The 25,522-nt window shown below is 60.2% G+C and carries 20 protein-coding genes and 2 tRNA genes; 13 read left to right on the top strand and 9 right to left on the bottom strand.

Annotation, left to right across the window (positions count from 1 at the left end; genetic code table 11):
- Positions 1-15: 15 nt before the first annotated feature.
- Genes JIN81_RS04720 through JIN81_RS04695 form a run of 6 tightly spaced genes read left to right on the top strand, consistent with a single transcriptional unit; the run spans position 16 to position 5,463 of the window.
- Positions 16-1,905: a cytochrome c oxidase subunit I gene (locus JIN81_RS04720; protein WP_200277116.1), complete on the top strand. Its 1,890-nt coding sequence runs from the start codon at positions 16-18 to the stop codon at positions 1,903-1,905.
- A 42-nt stretch (positions 1,906-1,947) separates the two neighbouring features.
- Positions 1,948-3,780, top strand: coding sequence for a cytochrome c oxidase subunit 3 (locus JIN81_RS04715; protein WP_200277113.1), 1,833 nt, complete (start codon positions 1,948-1,950; stop codon positions 3,778-3,780).
- Positions 3,781-3,832: 52 nt separating this feature from the next.
- On the top strand, positions 3,833-4,198 hold the full coding sequence (locus tag JIN81_RS04710; RefSeq protein WP_200277110.1) for a cytochrome C oxidase subunit IV family protein: 366 nt from the start codon (positions 3,833-3,835) through the stop codon (positions 4,196-4,198).
- A gap of 44 nt (positions 4,199-4,242) precedes the next feature.
- Complete coding sequence (locus tag JIN81_RS04705; protein ID WP_200277107.1) at positions 4,243-4,443, top strand: hypothetical protein; 201 nt, start codon at positions 4,243-4,245, stop codon at positions 4,441-4,443.
- A gap of 3 nt (positions 4,444-4,446) precedes the next feature.
- A complete protein-coding gene (locus tag JIN81_RS04700; protein ID WP_200277104.1) occupies positions 4,447-4,644 on the top strand; it encodes a hypothetical protein in 198 nt (65 codons plus the stop codon).
- Between the two features lie 24 nt (positions 4,645-4,668).
- Positions 4,669-5,463, top strand: a complete 795-nt coding sequence (locus tag JIN81_RS04695; protein ID WP_200277101.1) for a cytochrome c oxidase subunit II — start codon at positions 4,669-4,671, stop codon at positions 5,461-5,463.
- A 217-nt stretch (positions 5,464-5,680) separates the two neighbouring features.
- Here JIN81_RS04695 and JIN81_RS04690 read toward each other — a convergent pair whose 3' ends face one another.
- The 3 genes from JIN81_RS04690 to JIN81_RS04680 all read right to left on the bottom strand — a co-directional run bounded on the left by JIN81_RS04690 (position 5,681) and on the right by JIN81_RS04680 (position 8,260).
- Positions 5,681-7,015: a BNR repeat-containing protein gene (locus JIN81_RS04690; RefSeq protein ID WP_200277098.1), complete on the bottom strand. Its 1,335-nt coding sequence runs from the start codon at positions 7,013-7,015 to the stop codon at positions 5,681-5,683.
- 56 nt (positions 7,016-7,071) lie between these two features.
- Positions 7,072-8,043 carry a hypothetical protein gene (locus JIN81_RS04685; RefSeq protein WP_200277095.1) on the bottom strand — a complete coding sequence of 324 codons (972 nt, stop codon included), beginning with the start codon at positions 8,041-8,043 and terminating at the stop codon, positions 7,072-7,074.
- Positions 8,044-8,176: 133 nt separating this feature from the next.
- Positions 8,177-8,260: transfer RNA gene (locus tag JIN81_RS04680), tRNA-Leu, on the bottom strand.
- Positions 8,261-8,354: 94 nt separating this feature from the next.
- Here JIN81_RS04680 and JIN81_RS04675 point away from each other — a divergent pair.
- Positions 8,355-9,404 carry a LacI family DNA-binding transcriptional regulator gene (locus JIN81_RS04675; RefSeq protein WP_200277092.1) on the top strand — a complete coding sequence of 350 codons (1,050 nt, stop codon included), beginning with the start codon at positions 8,355-8,357 and terminating at the stop codon, positions 9,402-9,404.
- A 368-nt stretch (positions 9,405-9,772) separates the two neighbouring features.
- Here JIN81_RS04675 and JIN81_RS04670 read toward each other — a convergent pair.
- The 3 genes from JIN81_RS04670 to JIN81_RS04660 form a co-directional block, all read right to left on the bottom strand.
- Positions 9,773-9,858 (bottom strand) — tRNA-Tyr (locus JIN81_RS04670).
- 81 nt (positions 9,859-9,939) lie between these two features.
- Positions 9,940-10,632, bottom strand: a complete 693-nt coding sequence (locus JIN81_RS04665; protein WP_200277089.1) for a 3-keto-disaccharide hydrolase — start codon at positions 10,630-10,632, stop codon at positions 9,940-9,942.
- 73 nt (positions 10,633-10,705) lie between these two features.
- Positions 10,706-12,184, bottom strand: a complete 1,479-nt coding sequence (locus tag JIN81_RS04660) for a prenyltransferase/squalene oxidase repeat-containing protein (RefSeq protein ID WP_200277086.1) — start codon at positions 12,182-12,184, stop codon at positions 10,706-10,708.
- A 189-nt stretch (positions 12,185-12,373) separates the two neighbouring features.
- On the opposite strand from JIN81_RS04660, the gene JIN81_RS04655 reads away from it, so the two are divergent.
- Positions 12,374-13,786 carry a sulfatase family protein gene (locus JIN81_RS04655; protein WP_200277083.1) on the top strand — a complete coding sequence of 471 codons (1,413 nt, stop codon included), beginning with the start codon at positions 12,374-12,376 and terminating at the stop codon, positions 13,784-13,786.
- A gap of 109 nt (positions 13,787-13,895) precedes the next feature.
- Here JIN81_RS04655 and JIN81_RS04650 read toward each other — a convergent pair whose 3' ends face one another.
- Both JIN81_RS04650 and JIN81_RS04645 read right to left on the bottom strand, forming a co-directional pair.
- Positions 13,896-15,173 carry a mechanosensitive ion channel family protein gene (locus JIN81_RS04650; protein ID WP_200277080.1) on the bottom strand — a complete coding sequence of 426 codons (1,278 nt, stop codon included), beginning with the start codon at positions 15,171-15,173 and terminating at the stop codon, positions 13,896-13,898.
- A gap of 19 nt (positions 15,174-15,192) precedes the next feature.
- The gene (locus tag JIN81_RS04645; RefSeq protein ID WP_200277077.1) at positions 15,193-16,875 is read right to left on the bottom strand and encodes a mechanosensitive ion channel family protein; all 1,683 of its coding nucleotides are present in this window, start codon (positions 16,873-16,875) and stop codon (positions 15,193-15,195) included.
- 126 nt (positions 16,876-17,001) lie between these two features.
- Between JIN81_RS04645 and JIN81_RS04640 the strand changes: the two genes are divergently transcribed.
- A complete protein-coding gene (locus tag JIN81_RS04640) occupies positions 17,002-19,014 on the top strand; it encodes a thioredoxin domain-containing protein (RefSeq protein WP_200277074.1) in 2,013 nt (670 codons plus the stop codon).
- A gap of 28 nt (positions 19,015-19,042) precedes the next feature.
- Here the strand turns inward: JIN81_RS04640 and JIN81_RS04635 are convergent, their stop codons facing one another.
- Entirely contained in the window at positions 19,043-21,715 is a 2,673-nt protein-coding gene (locus JIN81_RS04635) for an MGH1-like glycoside hydrolase domain-containing protein (protein WP_200277065.1), read from the bottom strand.
- Between the two features lie 16 nt (positions 21,716-21,731).
- On the opposite strand from JIN81_RS04635, the gene JIN81_RS04630 reads away from it, so the two are divergent.
- The 4 genes from JIN81_RS04630 (at position 21,732) to JIN81_RS04615 (ending at position 25,509) form a co-directional block, all read left to right on the top strand.
- A complete protein-coding gene (locus tag JIN81_RS04630) occupies positions 21,732-22,370 on the top strand; it encodes an RNA polymerase sigma factor (RefSeq protein ID WP_200277063.1) in 639 nt (212 codons plus the stop codon).
- Entirely contained in the window at positions 22,357-22,824 is a 468-nt protein-coding gene (locus JIN81_RS04625) for a hypothetical protein (RefSeq protein ID WP_200277061.1), read from the top strand. The genes JIN81_RS04630 and JIN81_RS04625 overlap by 14 nt, the downstream gene beginning before the upstream one ends.
- A 5-nt stretch (positions 22,825-22,829) precedes the next feature.
- The gene (locus tag JIN81_RS04620; RefSeq protein ID WP_200277059.1) at positions 22,830-23,606 is read left to right on the top strand and encodes a PDZ domain-containing protein; all 777 of its coding nucleotides are present in this window, start codon (positions 22,830-22,832) and stop codon (positions 23,604-23,606) included.
- A gap of 67 nt (positions 23,607-23,673) precedes the next feature.
- Positions 23,674-25,509, top strand: a complete 1,836-nt coding sequence (locus JIN81_RS04615) for a GreA/GreB family elongation factor (protein WP_200277057.1) — start codon at positions 23,674-23,676, stop codon at positions 25,507-25,509.
- Positions 25,510-25,522: the final 13 nt, after the last annotated feature.

Genomic DNA, 25,522 nt, shown 5'->3' with positions numbered 1-25,522 from the left:
AACCTTTCCATCTAAATGAGTGCCTCAGCCACCCACGCCGACGATCACGGCCACCACGATGACCACCACGACCCGGGGTTCATCAGAAAGTATATCTTCTCGACGGACCACAAAATGATCGGTCTGCAGTACGGCATCACCGCCGGACTGTTCCTGCTTTTCGGCTTCTACCTGATGATGGTGATGCGCTGGAGCATCGCTTTCCCGCACGAGCCTCTGCCCGGCTGGATGAGCTGGATTTTCACGGAAGATTGGAAAGCCCGCTGGCTGCAGGACGGCAAGGTGACCGGTGAGACCTACAACATGTTCGGTGCGATGCACGGCACCATCATGGTTTTCCTCGGTGTGGTGCCGCTGGGCTTCGGTGCGTTCGGCAACTACGTCACACCCCTGCAGATCGGTGCTCCCGACATGGCCTTCCCGAAACTCAACATGATGAGCTACTGGATCTACCTCGCGGGTGGATTGCTGATGTGCTTCTCGTTCTTCATGGAATCCGGTGCGGCCAAGTCCGGTTGGACGAACTACTCTCCCTTGGCGGGCATTGCCGATGCGCAGATCGTCAACCAGTGGCTCGCGGGGCAGACACAGTGGTTGCTTGGCCTCGTGCTGCTGATCACATCGTCCCTTCTGGGTTCGGTCAATTTCATCACCACCATCATCAACCTGCGTGCCCGGGGACTGACCTGGATGCGCATGCCGTTCTTCGTCTGGGCGATGCTGGTGACGGGTTTCCTCCTCCTCCTTGCTTTCCCTCCTCTTGAAGCCGCAGGCATCATGCAGCTCATGGACCGGGTTGCTGGCTCCTCGTTCTTCATGCCGTCTGGCCTCTACACGAAGGCGGAGGGTCTCCTGGAGTTGTCCGGTGGTGGATCACCGCTGCTGTTCCAGCACCTTTTCTGGTTCCTTGGTCACCCCGAGGTTTACGTCCTGCTACTTCCTGCCATCGCCTGTGTGGCGGAGATCATTCCAGCCAACACCCGCAAGCCGCTCTGGGGCTACAAGGGCATGGTTTATGGCGTGATTGTCCTGGGTTTCCTTTCGTTCGTCGTTTGGGCCCACCACATGTATTTGACAGGAATGGGGCCGATCGTCTCGACCTGGTTTCAGACCACCACGGTGTTGATTTCGGTTCCGTCGGTCATTCTGCTGACTTCCCTGATCATTTCGCTGTGGGGCGGTTCGATCCGCTTCACACCGGCCATGATCTGGGCATGTGCGTTCCTGCCAATGTTCGGCATCGGGGGCCTGACCGGCCTTCCGCTCGCCTTCAACCTCGTGGACCTGCACCTGCACGACACCTACTATGTGATCGGCCACTTCCACTACGTGGTTGCCCCCGGCATCCTCTTCGGCCTCTTCGCCGGGGTGTATCACTGGTATCCGAAGATCACGGGTCGCCAAATGAGCAGCTGGCTCAGCCACCTGCACTTCTGGCCGAGCCTGATCTGCATGAACCTGATCTTCTTCCCGATGCTCACGCAGGGCATGGCAGGTTTCCACCGCCGCTGGTACAACGGTGGCGATGCCTACCTGGCCAAGTCTCCCGACAGTGCCAACGTCTTCGGTTCCACCGTCGCCGAGCACATCGACCTGAACATTCTCATGTCCTACGGCGCGTGGTTCATGGCCCTCGCCCAGGTTCCTTTCCTCATCAACCTCGTGATGAGCAAGTTCATCGGCAAGAAGGTGACCAGCGACAACCCGTGGAATGCGACGACGCTCGAGTGGGCGACGCCGACTCCTCCGGGCCACGGCAACTTCACCACCGAACCGGTCGTCTATCGCGGGCCCTATGAGTATAGCCGTCCCGATCATGACGAGGACTTCTTCCCACAGTGGGAAGAGCCCAAGCGCAAGGCGGACCAGCCGCAAAAGGAGGAAGAGAAACCCGCCGAGCACTGATCCGGGCCTCCTTGTAGAACATCACTGACCTTCCCACTGGAAATGGAAATCCCTTTTGTTGTCACCCCGCGTAAGGACACCGGCCTCTTCAACTCGAAGATCGCCATCTGGCTGTTCCTTGCTTCCGAAGTCATGCTCTTCGGTGGCCTGTTCTCCGCCTATGTCTTCCTCCGGATCGGAGCCGACTACCCGTGGCCGGAACGCACGCTGCCCGTGTTGCCGGGCCTGTTGAACACGTTCATCCTGATCGCCTCGTCGGTCACCGTCGTTTTTGCCTGGGCCTCGCTGAAGATGCGCCAGTGGGCGAAGTTCCAGTTGTTCATGGGCATCACGGTGGCCTGCGCCGCCATCTTCATGGTGTTCAAGGGCATCGAGTACAATGTGAAGTTCCACCACCAGGCAGCCCGTCTCGCGGACTACTCGGTGGTCGAGGGTCACATCGATTACGAGCGTGCCCACGACGAGCAAGCACATGGTGATGATCACGGTCACGGTGGAGAAAAGATCAAGGACGCCATGGGGAATACCGTGGAAGCCAATCGCCACCGCATCGAGGTTTCTGAAGTGACCTTCGACCTCGCGCGCTACTACAAGCCATGGGTCGAAACCATGCTTGCGGAAGCGGAAGCGCAAGGCGTCCAGCTGACACTCGCCACCGGCTTCGATCTGAACCGTCCGGGCATCGCCGAGACCGACGAGGACAAGGTGGTTGCGGAAGGGGAAGCTCTCTCTCTTGATCTACTTGCCAAGCTGCGGGACGCCCATCTGGAGAACCGCGGGTTCAACGCCAAGAAGCGGACCGCCTATTTGCGCGAAGCCTGGTCGATCAAGAAGGCTGAGGTGAAGGAAAAGAATCTACTCGGCGAAGCGGCCTTCGCCTCCGAGTTCCCCAAGGCCTTCGAGTTGTCGCCCGAGGAGCGTGACAAGGCATACGCACGCTGGAAGGCCGGCATGCGTGCACGGATGGCGACGGATGTGTCGATTGCTTCCGTGAAGATGGCGGATGGATCGTTCGAAGACGTGAAACTCAAGGACAAGACCTACACCGAGATCGCACTTCCTGAGGCGCCCGCCGTTACCTTCAAGGCGAGCAAACCGCTGTTGGTTCGCTACAAGAGCCACGACGTGATCACGGACTATGCGGTCGGAAACACCGACATTGCCCTGCGTGACGGCACCGCCCTGAAGGGGGAGTATGCCGACAGCGCCATGCATTTCCACTACGTGGATGGCATCGACTTCCAGCACCTCGTCATGATTGCCGAGGAGAAGAACCAGGATCCGCTCGTCGCGATCGCCGAGAGCTGGTTGGTGAAGGAGAATCCGATTGTCGCAGAACTCTGGGAGAAACATCAGAAGGCGGTCGGGCAACTCGAGAAGAACCTCACCGAGCACTACGGCTTCGAGAAAGACGGCGTGACACCCAAGCGAGTCCCGACCCACAAGGACCGCTACCGCATGGGATGGCAGGAGATTGCCTACTACATGGAAACCCCGCTGGATCAGGTCGAGGTGGGTGAGGGCAAGTTCTCCCCGCCGAAGGTGACCATGAAGCTCAGCGAGCACTTCAAGGGGCCGAACTACGAAATCCGTAAGTTCCCACATATCGTGGTTCCCCGCGAGGAAGTGGCCCTGGATTCCAAGTTCACCCCGAAGTGGAACACCTACTACGCGATCTACTTCACGATTACCGGTCTGCACGGCCTGCACGTCATCGGTGGTGCCATCGTCCTCGGATACTACCTGTTCTTCGGGCGGAAGATGTATCTCAGCAATCCCGAGTGGCTCGCCAACCGGGTGGAAGTCGGAGGCCTGTTCTGGCACTTCGTCGACCTCGTCTGGATCTTCGCATTCCCGATTTTCTACCTCATGTGATTCGACCGTCTGGTCGTGATTTTCATTATCCAATCTCCAATTTCTGACTCCAATGGCTGACTCCCCAGAAGACATCAAGAAGTCCATCAAGCTCTACCTGATCATCGGCGCAGCCCTGTTCGTGGGCACCGTGCTCACCGTGATGGTGGCGACCGTGCCCGCCATGGACATCGGTGGGCATGGTTTTGACAAGGCGGACATGATCCTCGGTCTCTTGATTGCCACGGCGAAGGCCACGCTCGTGGCCCTCATCTTCATGCACCTCAACCACGAGAAGGCATGGGTTTACTGGACCTTCGGATTCGGCATCTTCTTTGCCGTCGCCATGGTCGCCCTGATCTTCCTCGCGAAGGGAGATCCGATCGAATATGAAGGTTTCCGCCTGGGTGGCCCGACATCCGAGGCCGTCAGTGAGTAGTTTTCATTTTGCCAAATCTTCTGCCGCTCTAGATTCCCACTGCCATGTCCCTTCGAGCTTTTCACATCGTATTCGTGACCGTGACCACCCTGATGTTTGCGTTTCTCGCGGCGTGGGCGTTCGGGTTCGCGCAGGAGCGTGATGGTGTCGTCACGGGGCTTGGAATCCTCGGCCTGATCGGCCTCGTGGGCATGCCGATCTACGGAGTGTATTTTTACAAGAAAGCCCGCAAAATCCTACTTTGAGCCATGATTGATTCGTTTCTCGCCTGTTCGACCTGCGCCAACAACTTCGTCTCCGACGACAACGCGGCAGGCTACGCCATCCTTTTCATGCTTGGGGTGCTTCTTCCCATTCTGGGGGGGATCGGCTTCCTCATGGTGCGCATCATTCGTCGCGGCGAGGCCGACCTCGATCCCGAGCTGCGCGACGATTTCACCGCCTGATCTTCCCGCCCATTTTCCATCTTCATGAACTCCCTGAGTCCCTCGAAATTTCTCGGCATCCCTGAAAACTTTGCCGCCCATGGTGGCCGCGTTGATCACATGATCGATGTGGTTCACTGGCTGATGATTGCACTGTTCGTCGGTTGGACCCTGTTCTTCCTGTATTGCCTGGTCCGGTTCCGCCAATCGGCAAATCCCAAGGCGTCCTACTACGGGGTCCGTAACCACGTCTCCAGCCACCTTGAGATCGGGATCGTGATCCTTGAAGCGGTGCTTCTTCTCGGCTTCGCTTTCCCGCTCTGGAAAGAGCGTACCGATACCTTCGAGACCGTCCAGAAGCAGGATCCCGTGCGGGTTCGCGTGATCGGCTGGCAGTTCGGCTGGACCTATCACTACCCGGGTGAAGATGGCAAGTTCGGTCGGATCGACCACCGCTCCAAGACTTCGGCCAGCGACCCCGGAATCGATCTCGATGATCCGAATGCGATGGATGACTTCACCACCTCGGTGTTGAAGATCCCCAAGGATCGTCCGGCAATCCTCATGATCACCTCCAACGACGTGATCCACAATTACGCGATCGTTCCGATGCGCATCCAGCAGGACGCCATCCCCGGACGCAGCATTCCGATGTGGTTCACGCCCAACAAGGAACTTGAGACATCCGTGGTCTGCGCGCAGCTGTGCGGTGAAGGTCATGGCAACATGGCCGGGCAGATGGAAGTCGTGTCCCAGAAGGCCTACGACGATTGGTATGCCGATCAGACAGCAGGTGCCCTGAAGCGCAATGCTCCCAAGGATGCGACGGCAAGTCGTTGATTGATCAAGATCTCCTTTTTTCGCGACCGAGGCATCCGCAAGGGAGCCTCGGTCGTTTTGTGTCCGCGGTGTGGTGCGAGGTGCCCGTGAAAGATGGAAGAGCACTTCGCACTTCTTCCCGACTATGGCTGAAGGGATAGGCAAGGAGTGTCACGACGATTGTCCGGATGGGTCCTCGCAGGTAATTGGTGCTGGATTTAGCCCGGCTTCAAGATCCTTAGTGACTGACCTTGTAGTCGATCACGGTGATGGTCCTGCCGCGTTGGCCGATCACGGAGATCCATCCATCGTGGGCGAGTCGGGATGAATCGAGGCCCATCTTGCTGTCGCTGAAGTAGCGCTCCATGTCGGTGAAGACCGGCTCAAGCCCTCCAAAGCGGCTGGCCGATGTCTTCCACAGGCCGTCTTCCGCCACAATGAAAAGTTCGTCATTCCGACCGGCAACCAATTTGCCCAGTCGGGTCGTGTCCTGATGGCGCCATGTGCCCGACTTCGGATCACGGGTGAAGTAGGTGGGCTTCCGGTTCGGCCCCTTCTTCAGGACGTGGACGCGGCCGGTCGCATCCACGGTCATGGAACCTCCATTCAGGTATGAAGTTCCCGGTGGAATTTTGACGGCGGTCACTCCGGGGGAGTCGGCGGTGATGAACTTCCTGCCGATGACCCCGATGGTTTGCCCCTCGTTGTTCTTCCATGTCGACCCATGATCGTCGCTGAAGGCGTAGCACAGGTCGTGGTTGGTGCGTGAGTCGGGCGTATCCCTCCAGCACCAGGTGAGGTGGAGCCGCCCCCCTTGGGACACGGGACCGTGAAGATAGGCGTTCACCGTTCGGTTTCCACCGCTCCAGTGTTTGTCGATCAGCTTGCCTGATGTCGGGGACGCATCCTGCCATCGGCCATCGGCGTATTGGAAGTAGTGGGAATCAGCACTACCGGAGCCGCCGTTCAGGCGCAGGTAGAGGGTGAAATGGGCTCCATCGGTGGTGAAGCTCGGGTAGGTCACGCTCGTGATCGGCTCGCCACCCAGGTGATCCTGAACAGGACCGAAGAGGGTGGGGGTCCACGGGTGCTTTTCGGGGGCATTGGCGACGCCCGTCCGGGTAGCACGGTAGCGCAGGGTCGACAGGTGATGGTCGAAGGACAAATGGATCACCCCATCCGGTGAGATGCCCATGGAGACCTTCTCGTGTCCGTCTCCAAAGCCTTGGGACTTGGCGCCACCTTTCCCTCGGTTGAGGTTCTTGGTCCGCTGGTAGTCGGGCAGCGAAAGGGTTGACCACTCGCCGACCGGAAGTTTCCTCCGGGCGACCGATACCTGGCACTGCTCGTCCCAATAGGCTGCGTACTGCCAGCCGCGGTGGGTCCACAGGGATCCGGGGCCAAAGTTCCACTGGGCACCGGGCGTGACGATGTTCCTGGGCATGCCGTTCTTCGCCACCACGCTGGTTCGGAGATTCTCGGCATCGGGCGGTGCGGCATCACCGAGGACGACCAGCGGGAATGCCAGAAGCCCTGCAAGGGGACCTGACAAGAGACGGGGAAGAATGCGCATGTGTCCAGGAGTCGTGTTGCGTCGAGACTGTCGTTTCAAGGGAAGGTCAGCGCATGTCAGTCCGCGCTTTTCGCTCCCGGTTCGGTGAGCGTTCCGCGTTCGGATGAGTAGGACTGGATCAGTCGGTCCAGATCAGAGGTGATCTGAGCCTGAGTCCCGACGATCAGCCAGTAGCGATATTCGTAGGTCGAGCGTGGACCGAGACGCACGCGGCCGACGGGTGCGATGTGGACGCAGGGGCCGCCTTTTGGATCCTTGGAGGGCGCGTTGACATGGGGGCCGAAGTTCCAGGTTTCGCCAGATGCGGGGCTGTAGATGGCGATGCCCTGACCCTCCTTGTTGAAACAGGCCATGGCCTTGAGAGGAGGCTTGGTGCGTCCCCACGGTGGCCCGGCCTTCTGGCTGAGTGTGTTCCAGCGCTGCTCGCCCTGGTAGCTCTTGAAGGTGTCGAAGTTCCGGGTGAAGTAGCAGGCGGGGAGTTCTTGGGGACTCGGGTGGGCGGGTCCCCACCGATCGGTGGGCTCGCGCTTGCACACCAGTTGGTTCTTCACCACGACCACGCGAGGCATGTCTTTCTCGAAGCGGGTCCATTGCCGCATGATTGCCTGCGCTTCCTCGTCAGGCATGTCCCAGAGTTTTGGGATGGTTTCACCAAAGAGGAGGCCACGGTCCTTTCGGTGTTCGAACCGGGTCACCCGGGCCCATGAGCCGGTGCCGCCACCTTGGATCGGATTCCATGACCACGGCGACCAGGAGGGCGTCTGCCCGTCGGCACGTCGATCCAGTCGCTTGCCGGCATAGTAGGACTGTTGGATCAGGCGTCCGGGATCGTAAAGGTTGACCGTGTTGTTGGGATAGCCGTTCCATGACAACCAGGTGATCGAGGCTCCCTTCGCGCGATCAATCCCGATCTTGGCTTCGGAGCTTTCCAACATGAGGAGGTCCTCGGGCGCGTGGTCCGGGATGTCGGCTGCAAACGACAGGATCGCCGTCAGGCAAAAGGGGATACCAGTAAGGAATCGATTCATGTTGGTGGCTTTACGTGTCTTCTGCGGGTAAGCCTTTCAGCAAGTCGAGGCCGTAGCTCCCGTAGCAGGGGGCCCAATGGTAGACAGCGGGAGCGTCTCGTGCGGGCGGGACTCCAACAGAAGTCCAACAAAGTACCGGGGACAGGACTTGAACCTGCACGAGCAAAAGCTCACCAGAACCTAAACCTGGCGTGTCTACCAATTCCACCACCCCGGCGGGATGGGCGGTTTTTGGCAGGGATCGGCTTGTGTGGCTAGGGAAATTCTGTGGCTTGCATGAAGTTGCCCCAGGTTCCTAGAATGCTGCCCACATGAGTCAGAAAGTCCGCCTAAAAGATGTCGCCGAGCGCGCCGGTGTGGCCGTGAACACGGCTTCGACCATCCTCAATCGGCGGCCGAATTCTTGGGCGTCCAAAGAGACCGAAGCGAGGGTCTTTGCGGCAGCGAAGGATTTGGGCTATCGGCCATCCAAGACGGCGAGGGCGCTTCAATCGGGGCGTTATCATTCCATCGGGCTATTGCTCCAGGATCTGACCAACCCGTTCTTCTCGACGATCGCCGATGAACTGGAGAGCGCGGTCGAAGCCAAGAACTACGATTTGATCATTGAGAACTGCCGCTCCAGCGTGGTTCGTGAAAAGCGCTTGATGCGTGACATCCGTGATTTGGAAGTGGATGGCACGGTCGTTTGGCTCAGTGACAACGAGGTCTTCCGAGAGGATCTGTCCGCCTGTTTTGCGGCGAAGTCTCCCATTGTCGCCCTGGGCAACGGAGTGCCTGAACCCGCCTTGCCCGTGGATGCGGTGCTGTCGGATTTCACCCAAGGGCTGACTCAGGCGATCTCTGCGTTGCATGAGTTGGGCCATCGGCGCTTCGCGTTCCTTTCCGCGCTGGCTGAAGGCCAGGACAGCGGTTCGCGGCCCCAGCTATTCCAATCGCTTCTGGCCGTCCATGGTGTGCCCCAATCGAACATCGATGTGCTGCGCTGCGGTCACTCGATCGAAAGCGCCCGTGAGTCCTTCGCTTCCTTCCTGGCGGAGCGTCCGGACAATCGCCCGACGGCATTGATCGCGATGAATGACCTGGCGGCCATCGGCTCCATGCGGGCAGCCCGCGAAGCTGGGCTGAGCGTGCCGGAAGATCTGTCGGTGGTGGGCGTGGATGATGTCCCGCTTTGTTCCTACCTTCCGCTGACACTGTCATCGATCCGCCAGCGGTATCGCATGATCACTCAAGGGGCCGCCGATCTTCTGCTTGAGCGTATCGAGGGCGGCGACTCGGTATCAGCGACGCCACGCCAAGTGGTGATCCCCACCTTGTTCGTCCCGCGGGAAAGCATCGCCCGGGCTCCGGGAAGTTAGGCGTCCGGCGATTCGGCGAGGGACGGAGGGATTGCCTTCGCTCCGCTCCGGCGTTGCCGGATGGTGGTCGCGCCGCGACCTGTGTTGGGTGTTGGTCTTCGTGGAAGACTGCTGCAATCGAACGGCGTTCGAATCCTGAATGGGTCGACGCCTCTGGGGCATGCGATACTTTCCATCAAAGAGGAAAGGAGTGGTGGGCAGGGCTGGATTGCCTTCGCTCCGCTCCGGCGTTGCCGGATGGTGGTCGCGCCGCGACCTGTGTTGGGTGTTGGTCTTCGTGGAAGACCGCTGCAATCGAACGGCGTTCGAATCCTGAATGGGTCGACCCCTCTGGGGCATGCAATACTTTCCATCAAAGAGGAAAGGAGTGGTGGGCAGGGCTGGATTCGAACCAGCGTACACTTACGTGAACAGATTTACAGTCTGTCGCCTTTAACCACTCGGCCACCTACCCTTGTTCCACCCCGCTGGGATGGGGCGGGTTTTTTGGAGCGGAGGGGGGGCTTTGGCAAGGGGAAAAGAGACGGAATGGGCGTTATTTTTTCTTCCCGGGCCCGAGCTCTTTCAAGCGGATGGCTCGATACTCGATCTTCATCGGTGGACCCACATGGACCTGAACACCGATCCGGCCCTTTCCAGTGCGGTTTTCAGGGTCCAGGTCCCTGACTTCGCTCATCAGCACGCCGTTCACGTAGTGGCGGAGGAGAGGGCCGTCAGCGACGATGCGGTAGAGGTTCCAATCCTCCTTTTTGACGCTCTTCTGCAGTTCCGCGGGGTCTCCGAGTTCCTTGATGAGCTCGGGATTCTCGCTGGGTTTGAGAACGACGCTTTGTCCCCGGTAGGCGAGGAACTTGCGGCCACGCTCTTCGTAGTTCTGGCCAGTCCAGCGATCACCTCCTTCGATGTCCCCTTGATAGCCGGTCAACGCCCATTTGACGTTCGGAGTCGGCTTGCTGCGGTAGTTGATCCCGGAGTTGCCCCTGGCGGAGACGCGATACTCGACTTCGAGTTCGAAGTTTGCGGGCTCTCCACCCTGCCAGATGAGGAACGAGTTCCGGTCGAGGAGGGTTTCGGGAGTCACTTCGCCGACAATGCAGCCGTTCTCGACTCTCCAGTAGGTGGGATCCCCGTCCCAACCGGTGAGTGACTTGCCGTCGAAGAGAGGTTTGAAGGTGGGTTCGGCGACAGCGGCCAAGGATGCAATGAGGAAGAGAATGGAGCGCAGCATGGGGCGACTACGGCGAGGTTTGGCCCAATCTTCTCGGACTGTCACGATTTGGCATCCTCGCGGCACGGTCCGTTCATCGCATGGAGGGCAGGTAGCGGTAGTAAACCTCAAGCATGAGCGTGGCGAGAGTGGTCCGGTAAAGCTTTCCCTCTTCGGAGTCATCGGCAAACAGGGCTCCCACCGCAGCGGGCTTCTGACCGCCCCCGGGCACCGGCCAGGATCCGTCGGCGTTCTGATGCAGGGGGAGATCCTTCAGCACGCTGGCCTGGTAGGTTGACCACTCCGTGCCGCCGTGTCGGAACATGGCCTGGGACAGGTAGTAGTGTGCATACAGATCGCATTGCTGGGATTCCCATTTGAATTCCAGATGGTCACTTGCGTAGTCGGCTCCCTTTTTCACCGTGGGCTTGGCGTGCTGGCCCCAGATCTGGAGGGACAGCATGCCCACGCCGGTCAGGCTCGCGGCGGATGTGCCGTCGGCGGGCTGGGTCCCCGTGTAGCCGAAGCCTCCGTCCGGTGCCTGCCGTAACTCGACGTAGTCGATCGCGCGGGTGACGCAGTTGCGCAGGTTCCGGAAGTCGATCCCGCTGTGTTTGCAGGCCTTCAAGGCCTGCAGATGCCACCCGGTGATGGACAGGTCGCCGCCACGGCTACTGGATCTGTCGTAGTGGTAGTCCCAGCCTCCCGTGGGGTGCTGGTGGTCGATGATGAATTGTCCAGCGCTGGCCACGGTGTCGCGAAGCATGGGAATGTCGATCGCAAGGGCCCGGTGAAAGGTTTCGGCCTCGGCAAGCGCGTAGGTGCCGATGGCCTGTTCGTAGGGCCAGTGACGCGCTGTCGTGTCGCTCACCAGCCTTCCATCGTGTTTCATTCCGATGTCGACCAGATAGGTGATGGCCCGGAGGCAGGAGTCGCCGAACTCTTCGCTCAGCGCGGTTTCGCAGTGGCCGAGGTAAGCGAGGAGGGCGAGACCGGTCATCGCGGTCTTGTGTTTGCTTCCCCAGCTTCCGTCCCTGGCCTGGGTGGACTTGAGATAGCGGAGTGCCTGAATCACCGATTCATCCACCTCGGCGGCGGCGCCTCCCTCTTCCAGAAGCTGCAGCCGGTCGGCCTTCGAGCATCGCTTGCGGGAGACGTAGGGGATGGTGATTCCCTGGCCCATCTGATCGTCGTTGCCCATGCCCTCGTGGAAGTCGTCACCCGTGCCGAATTCGTCCGATTCCATGGCGGGGGTGAATACCACGGGGATGCTCAGGGGTGTCGGCAGGGCCCTTGCAATCAGCGGCACGGGGCGGTTGCTGGGTGCGCGCGGTGGCCGATCGATCAAGGTAGGTTTGGGGGCGGGCAAGCTGCATGTCACCTCGGGGAGTGGGCAATAGGGAACAGGGTAGTAGCCGCATGAGGTCTGACCGGGGATGAGGAGCAGGCCCATCACACAGGCCACGACGGTGGTGCCGATGACGGCGACGACGAAGCTGACGGCTTTCGAGGTCCGTCTTTGACGTCGAAGAGCAGCGCGTGCTTCGGGGGTGATTGGGACGTGGAGGCTCATGGCAAATCGTGGGGTCGAAGGTTTTGGAGCGGTGGACCGGGTGTCCTCCGTTCTCAATGGATTTGCGGAAACTCCCGGCGATGCGGGTTTCCGCATCCGCACCGCCGTTCAACCCTTCAAACGGGAGAGGCTGGATTTTCTTGGGGTTGATGATGGAGAGGGGGATGCTGCTCACGTATGCTCAGCTCCATGATTCGACTTATCCTGTCTCTACTTGTCCTGGGTCTGGTGGGCCTACGCGCCTCCTCGACCCCGAATGTCCTGTTTCTTTTCGCCGATGACATGACCTGGAAGGCGGTGAATGCACTGTCCGACGAGGACATCGACACTCCGAATCTTGATCGCCTCGCGGCGCGCGGGATGACCTTCAGTCATGCCTACAACTCGGGTGGCTGGCACGGGGCCATCTGTGTGGCCAGTCGGACGATGCTGAATACGGGCAAGCAGCTGTGGAAGGCGAAAGCCGCGGAGAAAACCCTGGAAAAGGACTATGTCGCCAAAGACCGGACCTGGGCCCAACTGATGGCCAAGCAAGGATACCGCACCTGCTTCTCCGGCAAATGGCACATGCAGATGGATGCCGACGGTGTCTTCGAGCAGATCCGCAATGAACGTCCGGGTGGGATGCCCAAAGATGGTAAGAATGCGTATGAGCGACCTGTGGAGGGCAGGCCGGACCCTTGGAGTGCCTCCGACCCGAAGGAGGGTGGATTCTGGGAGGGAGGCAAACACTGGAGCGAGGTCATCGCCGATGACTTCGGCCATTTTCTCGCTGCCGAGGACGATCGTCCGTGGTTCATGTATCTGGCATTCAATGCTCCCCATGACCCGCGTCAGGCGCCTCAGGAGATCCTTGACCAGTATCCGCTCGACCGGATCGAACTGCCCAAGAACTTCCTGCCGGTGTATCCTTATCGGAAGCCGATGAAGGCACCCCAGTCGTTGAGGGATGAAAGGTTGGCTCCCTCGCCGCGCACCCCGTTCGCGGTCAAGACTCATCGCCGGGAGTACTACGCGATCATCACCCACCTCGATGCGCAGATCGGCAGGATCCTCGATCAGCTGGACGCCAGTCCGGCCGCGAAGGAGACCTTCATCTGTTTCACCGCCGACCATGGGTTGTCCTGCGGAGAGCACGGCTTGCTCGGAAAGCAGAACCTCTATGATGCGTCGGTTCGCGTTCCCTTCCTCATCGCTGGTCCCGGGATTCCAGCGGGCAAGGTGACCCGGGAGCCGATTTACCTGCAGGATGTGATGCCCACCACCCTCGAACTCGCTGGTGCGGAGGTGCCGGAATCCGTGGACTTCGATTCGCTGGTCCCATTCTGGCAAGGGCGGCCCAAGCGGACCAAGGCGGTCTACGGTGCCTACATGAATTCACAGCGCATGATCGAGATGGAAGGCAAGAAGCTCATCCTTTACCCTGCTGCCGAGGTGGCCCGCGTGTTCGACCTGAATGCCGATCCGCATGAGATGAACGACCTCTACGGGACTGCAGAGGGCAAGCGTCTCGCGAAGCGTCTCTTTGCAGGACTGCTTGCCCTGCAGGAAGAGATGTCGGATCCGTTGGATCTGAGGTCGGTCTACCCCGACCTGCTCTGAGTTGATCGGCCGCGAATCTCCTCCCGGCGAGGTCAGGCAAGTGTCCCGCCGTGGAGATTCAGTGTGCCTGGCCACGCGCTGATCGGTGCGTGGCCGGCGGCACGATGAATCACTCGACCTTGTGCAGGTGGATGTCCGTTTGTGGGTAGGGAATGCTGATCCCCGCAGCGTCGAACTCCTGCTTCACACGCTTGGTGATGCTCCAGTGGACGGCCCAGTAATCGGCGGACTTGGCCCAAGGACGGCAGACGAAGTTGACTGATGAATCGGCAAGTTCGTGCATCTTGATGGTGGTGGCCGGTTCTTCGAGCACGCCTTCGGTTTCGGAGACGATTTTCTCGAGAATGGCCTGGGCCTTGTCGATGTCGTCGTCGTAGCCGATGCCGAATACCATGTCGACGCGGCGTTCGCCCGCCGCATTGATGTTGGTGATGGTCTGTCCCCAGACGTTCTTGTTCGGAACGAGGACGACCTTGTTGTCCCAGGTCCGGATGGTGGTGTTGACGAGACTGACCGAATCCACACTTCCCGAGATGCCCCCGACCTCGACGGCATCACCCACATCAAATGGCTGATAGATCAACAGCATGACGCCATTGGCGAAGTTGCTCAGGGAATCCTGAAGGGCGAAGCCGATGATGAAGGCTCCGCCACCGAGGAGGGCGAGAACCGGGCCTATCTGCACTCCGAGGGTGGAGATGGCGACGAGGGCACCGATGGCAAGAATGGTCCGGCGGATGATCTTCTCGATGAAGCGATCAAGGAGTTCCGAGGTGCCCTTGTGCTGGGTCATCGCCTTGTTCACGAGTCGCTCGACAAAGCCGGAGATGAACCAGGCGACGATGAGAATGAGGATGCAGGCTCCGATCCTGCCGAGCCACTTCAACGCACCGTCTTCCGATTTGATCCAGCGGTTGAAGGAGTCCATCAGGGCACTGGTGTCCTTGATGTCCACTTTGGTGGCATTGAGGGTGGAGGCGTAGAGGCGCAGTTCCGCGGCATCTCCGCCCTTGGCTTCCCAGGCATCGAGAATGACCTCGAAGTTCGTGAGGAGTGCTTTCTCCTCGTCACGGGCTTTCGCCAAGTCGTCCAAAGCGGTCTGTTTGGCGTCGGTGCCTGCTTCGGCTTCGGCGTTGCGAATGGCGGCTTCGGCCACCTTCTCCGCGCCCTCCTTGATGGCTTGTTGCCATTGCTTGGCCTCTTCGGCGAGTTCGTCGACGGTGAGGGGAACAAGTTTCAGATCGAGGATCTCCGGCTTGATCTCGCCGCCGGGTGAGACGACGGCTACGGCGACCTCTCCTTGTTTCTCCGGAGTCGGGTCGTCCTGTGCCGTGAGCGGCAGCAGTGGAAATAGGGCGAGTGAGGCAATGAGGCTGCGGTATTTCATGGACCGTTTCTGTTGGGGGTCAGGATTCTTGCTTGTCGGGAGTGGCAACTTTCGGGAACCAGCGGTTCTTGGGGATGACGAGGGGTTCGGGGGTGTCGCAATTGTAGTGAGGGGACATGATGGCGACTTCCGCTTCGTTGAAGGCATCCTGAATGTGTCCGTTGAGTTCCGAGAGGACGGCAGTGCGACGGTTGGGATTCTTGATGTAGGAAATCAGGGTGTATTCAGGATACCAGTCGGACAGGGCGTTCTGAACGACCCTTGGTGGAGGTGAATCGAGGATCTCTTCGGTGGCGTTTGCCGATTCCATCAGCAGTTGGTGTACCTGCCGCCATGGCGTGTCGTAGCCGATGGTGACGGTGGTCTTCAGCGGGACACCGGTATCCTCGGCAAGGCGGGAGTAGTTGGTGGTCGGGTTGCTGAGCATGACGGCATTGGGAATGACCAGGAACTCGTGGGCGGGGTTGAGCAATTTCACGGCGAGCAGACCCATTTCTGAGATGGTGCCCTCGATCTCGCCCACCTTGATGTATTCGCCGGTGCGGACCGATCCGGAGTAGAGCAGGACGAAACCACTCATGACCTGGTTGATCAACCCGCTGGATCCCAGCGAGACCATCAGTCCGATGAGCACGCTGAGCCCCTTGAACGCATCGCTGCCGGAGCCCGGGATGTAGGGATAGGCCAGAACGATGCCGAACAGCCAGATGAAGGCGACGGCAATCCTGCGGGTTGCTTTGGCGGCGTCATTCGCCATGACACCTTTGTTGCTGTCGTCACCCAGCCCGGAGATGGTGCGGTCGGCGATCCGGGCGATCCAGCGGGTGATGAAGAGGATGACCCCGGCGGTGATGAGTCCGGGCAGGGCGCCGGTGAACTCGGCGATGATCGATTTGGCAAAGCTCAGTAGATGGCCGGTGAACGCGTTGCCAAGGGGGGCAGTGCGCGGAAACTGGTTGAAGACGTAGGCGACCCAGACGCAGAGCAGATAGAGGAAGAGGAAGAATGCCGGAAGTTTGACGACTTGCTCGAAAACCGTGGAGAGATAGGGCCGGAGATCGGACTTGCCGAGGCGGAGTCGTCGCCAGTTCCGCACCCGCGTGACCATGAATTTGGCAAGCCTCCGGGTTGTCCAGCGAAGCACCACGTAGGCGAGCACGAAGATTAGGGTGGCGACGATGGCCCGGCTCGTGCTCTTGATCAGGAATTCTGCGGACGCTTGCTTGATCCTGGCCTCACGGATTTCATTCAAAGCGGTGAGGGTTTCGGACGATGCCTTGTCCAGGGTTTCTCCAGCGAGGACGTCCAGGTCGGCCTCCAGCAGGCTGAACAGGTAGGTCTCGCCGACGAGGAATCGGACACTGGGTTGTTCTTCGTACGTCGCATTCTCCTTCTTGAAACTCTCCTCTGCCCATTCGCTGGCGGTGGCGTCGAGGGCGCTCAAGGCCTTCTCGGTCCGTACTTCCGGCGTAAGTCCCTCGGCCGTGGCGCGGAAGGTGGCGATCTGTCGATTCCACCAACTCAGGTCGGCTGGGGCCGGGCCGTCGACGGGCTTGGTGCTTTCCTCCTTCTCGACCTCGGCCGCGGATTTCAGCATTCCCTTGGCGGCATCAGGGGATGGGGCCGACGTCTCACCCATGGCGGTCACCATCAGGAATGCGATCGGGAAAAGCAGGATGAGGAGAGGTCTCGGGATTGCCATGGTCGGATCGGAAACTCCGACACTGGCCTTCTGCGGGCTGATCGGCCAAGCCTAAAGCTCGGTCATCCGTGATGGGCGGGTCATGCTTTATGAGCGACAGGTTGGGGGGGAGTGCTAGCCTTCAGCATGCCCAACGCCCTGTCCGAAGAGACGTCGCCGTATCTGCTTCAGCACCAGAACAATCCGGTGGACTGGCTGCCATGGGGCGAGGCTGCGTTCGCGAAGGCAAAGAAGAAGGACAAGCTGGTGTTTCTGTCGATCGGTTACTCGACCTGCCATTGGTGCCATGTGATGGAGCACGAGAGTTTCGAGAATGAGGCCATCGCCAAGGTGATGAATGAGAATTTCGTCTGCGTGAAGGTGGATCGCGAGGAGCGACCGGATGTGGATGCCACTTACATGGCATTCGTGCAGGCGACGACCGGGTCGGGTGGGTGGCCGATGAGTGTCTGGCTGACTCCCGATGCGAAGCCGGTGGTGGGGGGCACGTATTTTCCTCCGGACGACCGTGGTGGGCGTCCGGGATTTCCAAAGCTCTGTGCGCAGCTTGGTCGACTCTGGAAGGATGACAGGGCGAGGATGCTGGAGAGCGCGGACAAGGTGATGGAGCACCTGAGGTCGGAGAGTAAGCCGGATGCGGTCCTCCGGGGGCTGCCGTCGGAGAAGGTGTTTGGCGACTTCATCGACCGCTGCGAGGCGAGCTTCGATCCGGAGTGGGGCGGCTGGGGGAGTGCTCCGAAGTTTCCGCGGCCGGCGGTGCCTCGACTGCTGCTTCAACTGGTGGACCGGTTCGGCGCGAAGACCGAGGAGGGCGAGGCATGCCTGCAGATGGTTGAACGTACACTGAAGGCGATGGCGGTGGGGGGGATGCACGATCAATTGGGCGGGGGTTTTCACCGCTACTCGGTGGATCGTTACTGGCACGTTCCTCACTACGAGAAGATGCTCTACGATCAGGGACAGCTGGCTCTGCTCTACGTGGAGGCCTTCCAAGTCACCGGGCGTGCCGATTTTCGCCAGGTGGCGGAGCGTCTGTTCGGTTACGTCACAAGGGACATGAAGGCTGCCGGAGGGGGCTTCCATGCGGCAGAGGATGCGGACAGCCTGCCCGCGGCGGATTCGGAGAAGAAGCGTGAAGGTGCCTACTGGACCTGGGAGGCGGACGAGATCTACCGCCTGCTGGAGCCAAAGGCGGCGGCGCTTTTTTGCGCGGCATTCGGGGTGGAACAGGATGGCAATTCGCGGCCGGAAAGCGATCCGCACGGTGAACTCAAGGATCAGAACACCCTGTTCCGGGCGATGCCGGACCCGGGCTTGGCCGAACAATTTGAAATGAGCGAGGCGGATGTGGAGCAGTCGCTCGATGCCTCGATGAGTTTGCTTCTAACAGAGCGAGCGAAGCGTCCGCATCCTCATCGGGATGACAAGGTGATCACGGCTTGGAATGGCTGGATGATTGCCGGGTTGGCGAAGGGAGGTCGGGTCCTGGGGCGTGAAGATCTGTTGGATGCCGCGGAGGAGGCTGCCACCTTTGTTAAGAAACACCTTTGGTCCCCGGAGGGTGGGTTGATGAGGTCATGGAGGGGCAAGGCAGGGGAGGTGCAGGGCTTTGCCGTCGACTATGCCTGCCTGATTTCCGGCCTGTTGGAGTTGCATGGTCGCGAAGAGGGAGATCGCTGGCTTGATTGGGCGGTCCAGCTTCAGGGGGAGTTGGACGAGCGCTACTGGGAGGAGGAAATGGCGGGGTACGTCATGCGTTCGTCCTTGGGCGATGAGGTCCTCATGACCATCCTGGAAGACTACGATGGTGCGGAACCGGCGGCGAATCATGTTGCGGCGGAGAACCTCCTGCGGCTGGAGGCCCTGAAGGCGGACGACCAATTCGGCAAGCGCGCCGAAGCGATCCTGCGGGCGGGCTCACTGAGGATGGAGAAGCAGGGGTTCGCGAGTCCGGTGCTGCTGGGGGCGTATGACCTGAAACTCCGAGATGTCCCGAAGATGGACGTCCGGGGTGTGCTGGATCCTGAACTCGAAAAGAGACTCCGACGGACCTACCTCCCGGGGGCGGTGTGGACGAAGTCCGATGGTCCGGGTGAGGTGATCGAGTGTCGGAAGCTCCTGTGCAAGCCCTGGCCGTGAAACGGGTTGCGGCGCTTTCCTTGGCCCCTCACGAGGCGCCAAGGGACTCGCGCCGCTCGCGGATCAAGCGGACAACGAGCGCCGTCCATCCGGTCTGGTGGGATGCACCGAGTCCTTCTCCGGTTTCGCCGTGGAAGTACTCGTGGAACAGCAGTAGGTTCTGCCAATCGGTTTCGTCGCTGTAGCGTTTGGCATCGCCGAAGCATGGCCGGTAGCCGTCCTTGTCCAACTTGAACAGGGACATCAGGCGGTCGGAGATCTCATTCGCGATTTCGCGCAGATTGACCTGTTTGCCCGATCCCTTCGGGTACTCGACGGTGAAGGTATCACCATAGTAGTAGTGGTAGCGCTGCAGGGCTTCGATGATCAGGTAGTTGATCGGGAACCAGATGGGGCCCCGCCAGTTTGAGTTGCCGCCGAACATGTCGGTGTCGGCTTCTCCCGGCGTATAGCGGACCTCATTGCGTTGGCCGCCGTGTTCGAAAACGAACGGCGCCTTCGCGTGGGCCTTCGACAGCGAGCGAATGCCGTGGCCGGAGAAGAATTCATCTTCATCGATGAGGCGTTGGATGCATTTCCGGAGGCGTTCCTCGGTCGGCACGGCGAGGAGACAGCGCCCCGGGTTCTTTTCTCCTTCGACGCGGCGGACGCTGATGTAGCGCAGCACCTCGGGACGGTTGGCAAGGAACCAGTCGACCCGCTTGCGGAAGCCGGGCAGGCTGTCCAGGAGCTTCTGCTTGAGAACGGTGACCGCACAGAGTGGAAGCAGGCCGACGAGGGACCGGATGCGCAGGGGCAGTGCCTCGCAGTCATCTCCGAGGATCAGTTTGTCGTGATAGAAGCCGTCCTCCTCGTCCCAGAGACCGGCGTCGTCGGACGAGTTGATGGCTTCGGTGATGGCAACGAAGTGTTCAAAGAATTTCGAGGCAATGTCTTCGTAGGCCGGCTTGGTCTGGGCCAGCTCGAGGGCCATGGTCAGCATGGTCAGGCAGTAGCCGGCCATCCAGGCGGTGCCGTCCGCCTGATAGAGCGTGGATCCGTCAGGTAGCGCATGAGACCGGTCGAAGACGCCGATGTTGTCCAGTCCGAGGAAGCCGCCCCCGAAGACATGGTTGCCCTCGGTGTCCTTGCGGTTCACCCACCAGGTGAAATTCAGCAGGAGTTTCTGGAAACAGCGCTCGAGGAACAGGATGTCCCGTTCCCCCTTGTTGCCGGAGATCTTGTAGACCCGCCACACGGCACTCGCGTGGACGGGTGGATTGACGTCCGAGAAATTCCACTCGTAGGCGGGAAGTTGACCGTTCGGGTGCATGTACCACTCCCGTAGTAGCAAGAGGAGCTGGTGCTTCGAGAAGTCGGGGTCGATCTTGGCAAAGGGGATCATGTGGAAGGCGGTGTCCCAGGCGGCGAACCACGGATACTCCCACTTGTCGGGCATGGAGAGGATGTCACGCGCGTGGAAGTGCTTCCAATCCCGGTTCCGGCCGCGACGACGCTCCGGCGGGGGAGGGGCCGAATTGCCATCGCCGCGGAACCATTCGTCCATGGCGTAGTAGTAGAACTGCTTGGTCCACAGCAGGCCTGCGTAGCCCTGCCGGCAGATCATCCGTTCCTCGGTGTCCGCCTTCTGTGGAATGATGTCGTCGTAGAACTCATCGGACTCGGCGGTCCGTTGTTCGAGGGTTTCCTCGAATTGGTCGAGTGCCTTGATTCCGTTGTCTTCCTGCAGTTCGTGAAGTCTGCAGCGAATCGTCACGGAGCCGCCCGCCGGGATCGTGAACTTCAGGTGCGGAGTGGCCTTGGTGCCGATCGAGTGTGGGGAAATGACGTCCTTTTCTTCATCGATGAGGTGCCGATGAAACGCGTCCTTCGTGTAGGGGTTCTCGGCGGGGGTGCCGAAGACGGACGGGTTGTTGGTTTCATTCTCGGTGAACCACCAGGGAATGGGGGTGGCGAGGTCCGGGGAGTCGACGTGGAACCGATAGCTCCCGAGTTGAGGGTGGTTGACGAGCAGGCTGCCGTCGTGGAGCTCGAGGGTCGGCTTGAGCACCGGATCTTCCCGGGTGCCGCCCCAGGACCAGACGTTACGGAACCAAAGGGTCGGGAGCACGTGGATCTCCGCGGCTTCGGGGCCGTTGTTCTTGACGGTGATCCGCCACAGCATGTCTTCGGGGCTGCGCTTGGCGACTTCCTGGACGACGTCAAAGTAACGCCCTTCGTCGAAGACGCCGAGATCGGCCAACTCGAGTTCGGGTTCCAAGCGAGAGCGCGAGGCATTCTCGCCACGCAGCCAGGCGTAGGGGTATTCCGACTGCGGGTATTTGTAGAGTGCCTTGGTGTAGGAGTGGGTCGGGGTGGAATCGAGGTAGTAGTAGCACTCCTTGACGTCTTCGCCGTGGTTGCCTTCGTGGCCTCCAAGGCCGAAAAGGCGTTCCTTCAGAATCGGATCCTTTCCGTTCCAGAGAGCGGGGGCGAAACACAGCCTGCACTGGCGGTCGGTCCAGCCCTGCAGTCCATCCTCACCCCAGCGGTAGGCGCGCCGGCGTGCGTGGTCGTGCGGGAAGGCGCCCCAGCTGAAGCCACTGGGCGAGTAGTCCTCCCGGACCGTACCCCACTGGCGCTCACTGAGAAATGGCCCCCACCGACGCCATGGGGTCGAGGGTTCCTTCGCATCATTCAAGCGCTCGTGTTCGCGGGTCATTCGGGGCGAATGGAGCATGAACCGGGCCGTCTGGCCAGTGCATCCCTGTGTCAGCGAAATCAAGGGATCTCGGGCGGAAAGATTTTGCAGACAAAGGGCCGATTTGGCGGCATTTTTAGGGTGGATGGGTAAGAAAACCGCAGCGAACTGGAAGCAGTGGATGGCCGAGAATGGTCATCGCATGCTCCTGTTTGCCCGTGGTTGGGCGCCCGCTCAGGCGGATGCCGAGGATCTGGTGCAGGAAGCGGTGATGCGGTTGTGGAAGGTGCAGCAGGACAAGGGAGGCGTTCCGCCCGATTTGCCGTTGGCTTTTTCCACCATCCGCTTCTGCGGGCTGAACCGCTACCGCTCGGATACACGGCGGCGCAAGCGCGAGGAATCGATTATCTATCTCAACGATTTCGAAGACGTGTGGCTGGATCCCTCGGTCGAGGAGGACGAGGAGGCGGTCCTGCTGCGTCAAGCGGTCGAGGGTCTGAGCCCGAAGCTGCGTGAGGTGGTCACGATGAAGATTTGGGGAGGTCTGACTTTTGCTCAGATCTCCGAGTCGCTGGCGATTTCGCCCAATACCGCTGCTTCGAGGTATCGGTATGCATTGGAGCAACTGGCGCTTGCCATGCGCCGAGTGAAGGAGGTTCGACATGGACACGCCTGAGGAAATCGAACGACGCCTTCAGCGCTGCCTCACCCCTCGCGGTTTCAGTGAGGCGGGGATGGAAGCGATGGATCAGATGATCGACGAGTTGGCGGGCACCGCTGACGAGGCGGCCTCCTTCAATGGCCACCGCATGGCGTGGCTCACGGGGTCCGCGGCGGCAGGCATCGCTCTGGCCTTTGGCATTACGTGGATGAATGCCCCGGAGTCCGTGGATGCTTTCGTCGGCTGGTCCGATCAGGTCCAGTCCGTTTCGCTGGTGTCTGAGGAGGTGGGAGTCGTGTCCGCGGAAGCCGAAGATCGACTGGTGTCCGACGACGAGGGAAACCTGATGCGAGCTTGGCACGTCCAGGTCGTCAATCAGGAGCGATTCCATGATCCGCAAACGGGCCATGAGGTCACGGTGGTGCGTCCACGTGACGAGGTGGTATTGATGCCTGTGAGTTCCTTCTGAGTGCCATGAGCGTGATCAAACATGTTTCACCGATCCTTCTGGCCGTTCTGCTGCCGCTGACGGCCCAAGAACCGGCCAAGGAGGTCGCGGACCCTCGTCCGGTGCCGGCAGGACCGATGGCCCAGACCCCATGGGTGGGACTTGAGGTGGGCAAGCTCGATGACGCGATGCGTGCGCATGTGGTCGATGTCCCGATGGGCGCTGGATTCCTCATCACTGGGGTCACGGCAGGAAGCCCGGCTGACAAGGCCGGTCTGCGGAGCTATGACATCCTGTGGAAATTCAACGATCAGATCCTGATCAACGAAGCTCAGTTCGGGACGCTGCTGCGGATGCACAAGATCGGGGATTCCGTGAACATGACGATCGTGCGCTCGGGGAAGCATCTGGCAATGGATCTGGAGTTGGCCCCTGCGCCGCCCCGGCAGGTGCAGTCCGAGATCTCTCCGGTCGATATTCCTCTGGTTCCGGCCGGTGTACCTGGGATGCCCCGCTCGATTGTTTATCCGCAGGCACGCAAGGCGGTGGTTTCACGTGAAGATGGAAGCACGGCCCAGCTGCACCACGAGGATGGTGAGGCGATGGTCGTGATCCGCGATGGCGATGGTGAAACCATCTACGAAGGCCCGGTCCGCAAGGATGGCAAAATGGTGGTTCCGCGTGACTGGAAGTGCTCGGTCGGAGCGCTGATGCGTACGATGCATCATGCCGAGGACGACGATTGGAAGGTGCGCCGCCCTCGCCCAAGGGTCGTGACCCCTCCGGTAGTTAGGGAACGCTGACAGTTTCAGGCCGATTTTGGCCGGATGGGCCTTGCGTTTTCCAACGTGGATTCGCACGGTCACCCCGATGCATCCGGATCTGCAAAAACTGCTCGACGCCGACAAAGTGAAACCCGCGCTCGCTGAGCGCTTGGACCAGATCGCACCGGGCAAGTATTTGCTCCACAGCTCGTGGGGAGCTGGGAAGGTGGCGAGCTGGGATTTGCCGACCAAGAAACTGACGATTGATTTCGAGAAACGCAGTGGCCAGCAGATGGACTTGCAGTTTGCGCTGCAGAAGACACTGCCGCTTGAGCCCGACGATTTCCGTGCCCGCAAGGTTGAAGAGATCGATCACCTGCGTGAATTGGCGAAGGAGAATGCCGTCGAGTTGGTGATCCTGCTGCTCCAGAGCCACGGAGGGTCGCTCACCGTCGATGGCTTGGAAAAGGAAGTCTCCGGCAGCGTCGTGGACGAGAAGGTTTTCAAGAAGTGGTGGGATTCGACGAAGCGCGCCCTTCGTGAGAGCAAGAAGGTGATCGTGCCTGCCCGTCGGACCGAGGCCCTGGAGCTGCGTTCGGGTGACCTGACACCTGCGCAAGCGCTGCTCGCTGATTTCGAAGAAGCCCGCGACTTGAAGGGCATGGCCAAGGCACTTGAGGCCGTGGTTTCCGATTCGTCGCTGTACAAGGATGACCCGGAGTCGCTGAAGCCACTGCTTGCGCAACTTGAGGATGCCGCGAAGAAGGGGACCAGGATGCAACTCGGTCTGGCACTGCAGCTTCTTTCCCTCCGGGATGAGCTCATCCACGGCGTGAAGAGCCTGGAACTCGAGGACGATGCCCCTCGTCTCGCGAACATGCTCTTGGCTGAAGAGGACCGTCTTGGCGAGGCGATCGGTGGTCTGGCGACCCCGCGTCAGCGTGCGATCTACGAAGTCTTTCCCGAGGCATTCGGTGATCGTTGGGTGGAAGTCATCACCAAGATTTTTGATGAAGTCGGCAGCCGTGCCGTGACCGAGATTGCCCGACTGGTGATCGAGCGCGGGGAACTGCCGAAACTCGAAGAGCACATCCGTTCTTCGCTGGCACGTCGTTCACTGAGTTCCGATGCCCTGATCTGGGTGGCTCGTGAACGCAAAGGCTCTGCGGAGAAAGTCTTCGGTGGAGACGTCGGAGCCGCCATTCTGAATCTACTTGAGACCGATCACCTTGCGGATGGTCCACGGACGACCACTCGTCTCCAGAGCTTGCTCAGCGATGACAAGGATCTGCTGGCCGACATCGTGGCTCCGTTGAGCACCACGGAGGCGAAGAACTTCGGTCGTCGCCTGCTCGAGTGCCCGGTGTTTGCCGAACTTGATCGCAAATCCCTGCTCGCACGCATCATCAAGGCCCGGCCCGAGACGGCTGATCTCGTCAGCGGTGACGGCAAGAAGAAGGTCGAGAACCTCGTGGTCTCGTGGGAGAGCCTTGAACGCAAGCAGGCGGAACTCGACGATCTGATCCGCGTCCGGATTCCCCAGAATACCAAGGACATCTCGATTGCCCGCTCGTATGGCGACCTGCGTGAGAACTTCGAATACAAGTCCGCCAAGGACATGCAGAAGGTCCTCATGCGCCGAAAAGCCGAGCTTGAGCAGGAGCTTGATCTTGCGCGCGGCACCGACTTCAAGGGAGCCGACACCAAGACCGCGAACATCGGCACGGTCATCACGCTGAAGAATGCAGCGGGTGATGAACAAGTCGCCACACTCCTCGGAGCATGGGACTCCGACCCTGAAAAACAGATTGTTTCCTACCTCTCCGAAGCAGGTGCCTCCCTCATGGGAGCTGCTCCTGGCGAAGAAGTTGATCTCCGCGATCACGACACCGATGCCATGGTGACATGGACGGTGGTTTCGATCGCACCCTACATCTCCTGAAACCAACCATCCA

Source organism: Haloferula rosea, from assembly GCF_016595525.1.
GTDB lineage: Bacteria > Verrucomicrobiota > Verrucomicrobiia > Verrucomicrobiales > Akkermansiaceae > Haloferula > Haloferula rosea.
This window is presented reverse-complemented; position numbering and strand designations above follow the sequence as displayed.

Excerpts from the sequence above, each read along its gene's own strand:
- JIN81_RS04720 (WP_200277116.1), top strand. The coding sequence starts at position 16 with ATGAGTGCCTCAGCCACCCACGCCGACGATCACGGCCACCACGATGAC.
- JIN81_RS04715 (WP_200277113.1), top strand. The coding sequence starts at position 1,948 with ATGGAAATCCCTTTTGTTGTCACCCCGCGTAAGGACACCGGCCTCTTC.
- JIN81_RS04710 (WP_200277110.1), top strand. The coding sequence starts at position 3,833 with ATGGCTGACTCCCCAGAAGACATCAAGAAGTCCATCAAGCTCTACCTG.
- JIN81_RS04705 (WP_200277107.1), top strand. The coding sequence starts at position 4,243 with ATGTCCCTTCGAGCTTTTCACATCGTATTCGTGACCGTGACCACCCTG.
- JIN81_RS04700 (WP_200277104.1), top strand. The coding sequence starts at position 4,447 with ATGATTGATTCGTTTCTCGCCTGTTCGACCTGCGCCAACAACTTCGTC.
- JIN81_RS04695 (WP_200277101.1), top strand. The coding sequence starts at position 4,669 with ATGAACTCCCTGAGTCCCTCGAAATTTCTCGGCATCCCTGAAAACTTT.
- JIN81_RS04690 (WP_200277098.1), bottom strand. The coding sequence starts at position 7,015 with ATGCGCATTCTTCCCCGTCTCTTGTCAGGTCCCCTTGCAGGGCTTCTG.
- JIN81_RS04685 (WP_200277095.1), bottom strand. The coding sequence starts at position 8,043 with ATGAATCGATTCCTTACTGGTATCCCCTTTTGCCTGACGGCGATCCTG.
- JIN81_RS04675 (WP_200277092.1), top strand. The coding sequence starts at position 8,355 with ATGAGTCAGAAAGTCCGCCTAAAAGATGTCGCCGAGCGCGCCGGTGTG.
- JIN81_RS04665 (WP_200277089.1), bottom strand. The coding sequence starts at position 10,632 with ATGCTGCGCTCCATTCTCTTCCTCATTGCATCCTTGGCCGCTGTCGCC.
- JIN81_RS04660 (WP_200277086.1), bottom strand. The coding sequence starts at position 12,184 with ATGAGCCTCCACGTCCCAATCACCCCCGAAGCACGCGCTGCTCTTCGA.
- JIN81_RS04655 (WP_200277083.1), top strand. The coding sequence starts at position 12,374 with ATGATTCGACTTATCCTGTCTCTACTTGTCCTGGGTCTGGTGGGCCTA.
- JIN81_RS04650 (WP_200277080.1), bottom strand. The coding sequence starts at position 15,173 with ATGAAATACCGCAGCCTCATTGCCTCACTCGCCCTATTTCCACTGCTG.
- JIN81_RS04645 (WP_200277077.1), bottom strand. The coding sequence starts at position 16,875 with ATGGCAATCCCGAGACCTCTCCTCATCCTGCTTTTCCCGATCGCATTC.
- JIN81_RS04640 (WP_200277074.1), top strand. The coding sequence starts at position 17,002 with ATGCCCAACGCCCTGTCCGAAGAGACGTCGCCGTATCTGCTTCAGCAC.
- JIN81_RS04635 (WP_200277065.1), bottom strand. The coding sequence starts at position 21,715 with ATGACCCGCGAACACGAGCGCTTGAATGATGCGAAGGAACCCTCGACC.
- JIN81_RS04630 (WP_200277063.1), top strand. The coding sequence starts at position 21,732 with ATGAACCGGGCCGTCTGGCCAGTGCATCCCTGTGTCAGCGAAATCAAG.
- JIN81_RS04625 (WP_200277061.1), top strand. The coding sequence starts at position 22,357 with ATGGACACGCCTGAGGAAATCGAACGACGCCTTCAGCGCTGCCTCACC.
- JIN81_RS04620 (WP_200277059.1), top strand. The coding sequence starts at position 22,830 with ATGAGCGTGATCAAACATGTTTCACCGATCCTTCTGGCCGTTCTGCTG.
- JIN81_RS04615 (WP_200277057.1), top strand. The coding sequence starts at position 23,674 with ATGCATCCGGATCTGCAAAAACTGCTCGACGCCGACAAAGTGAAACCC.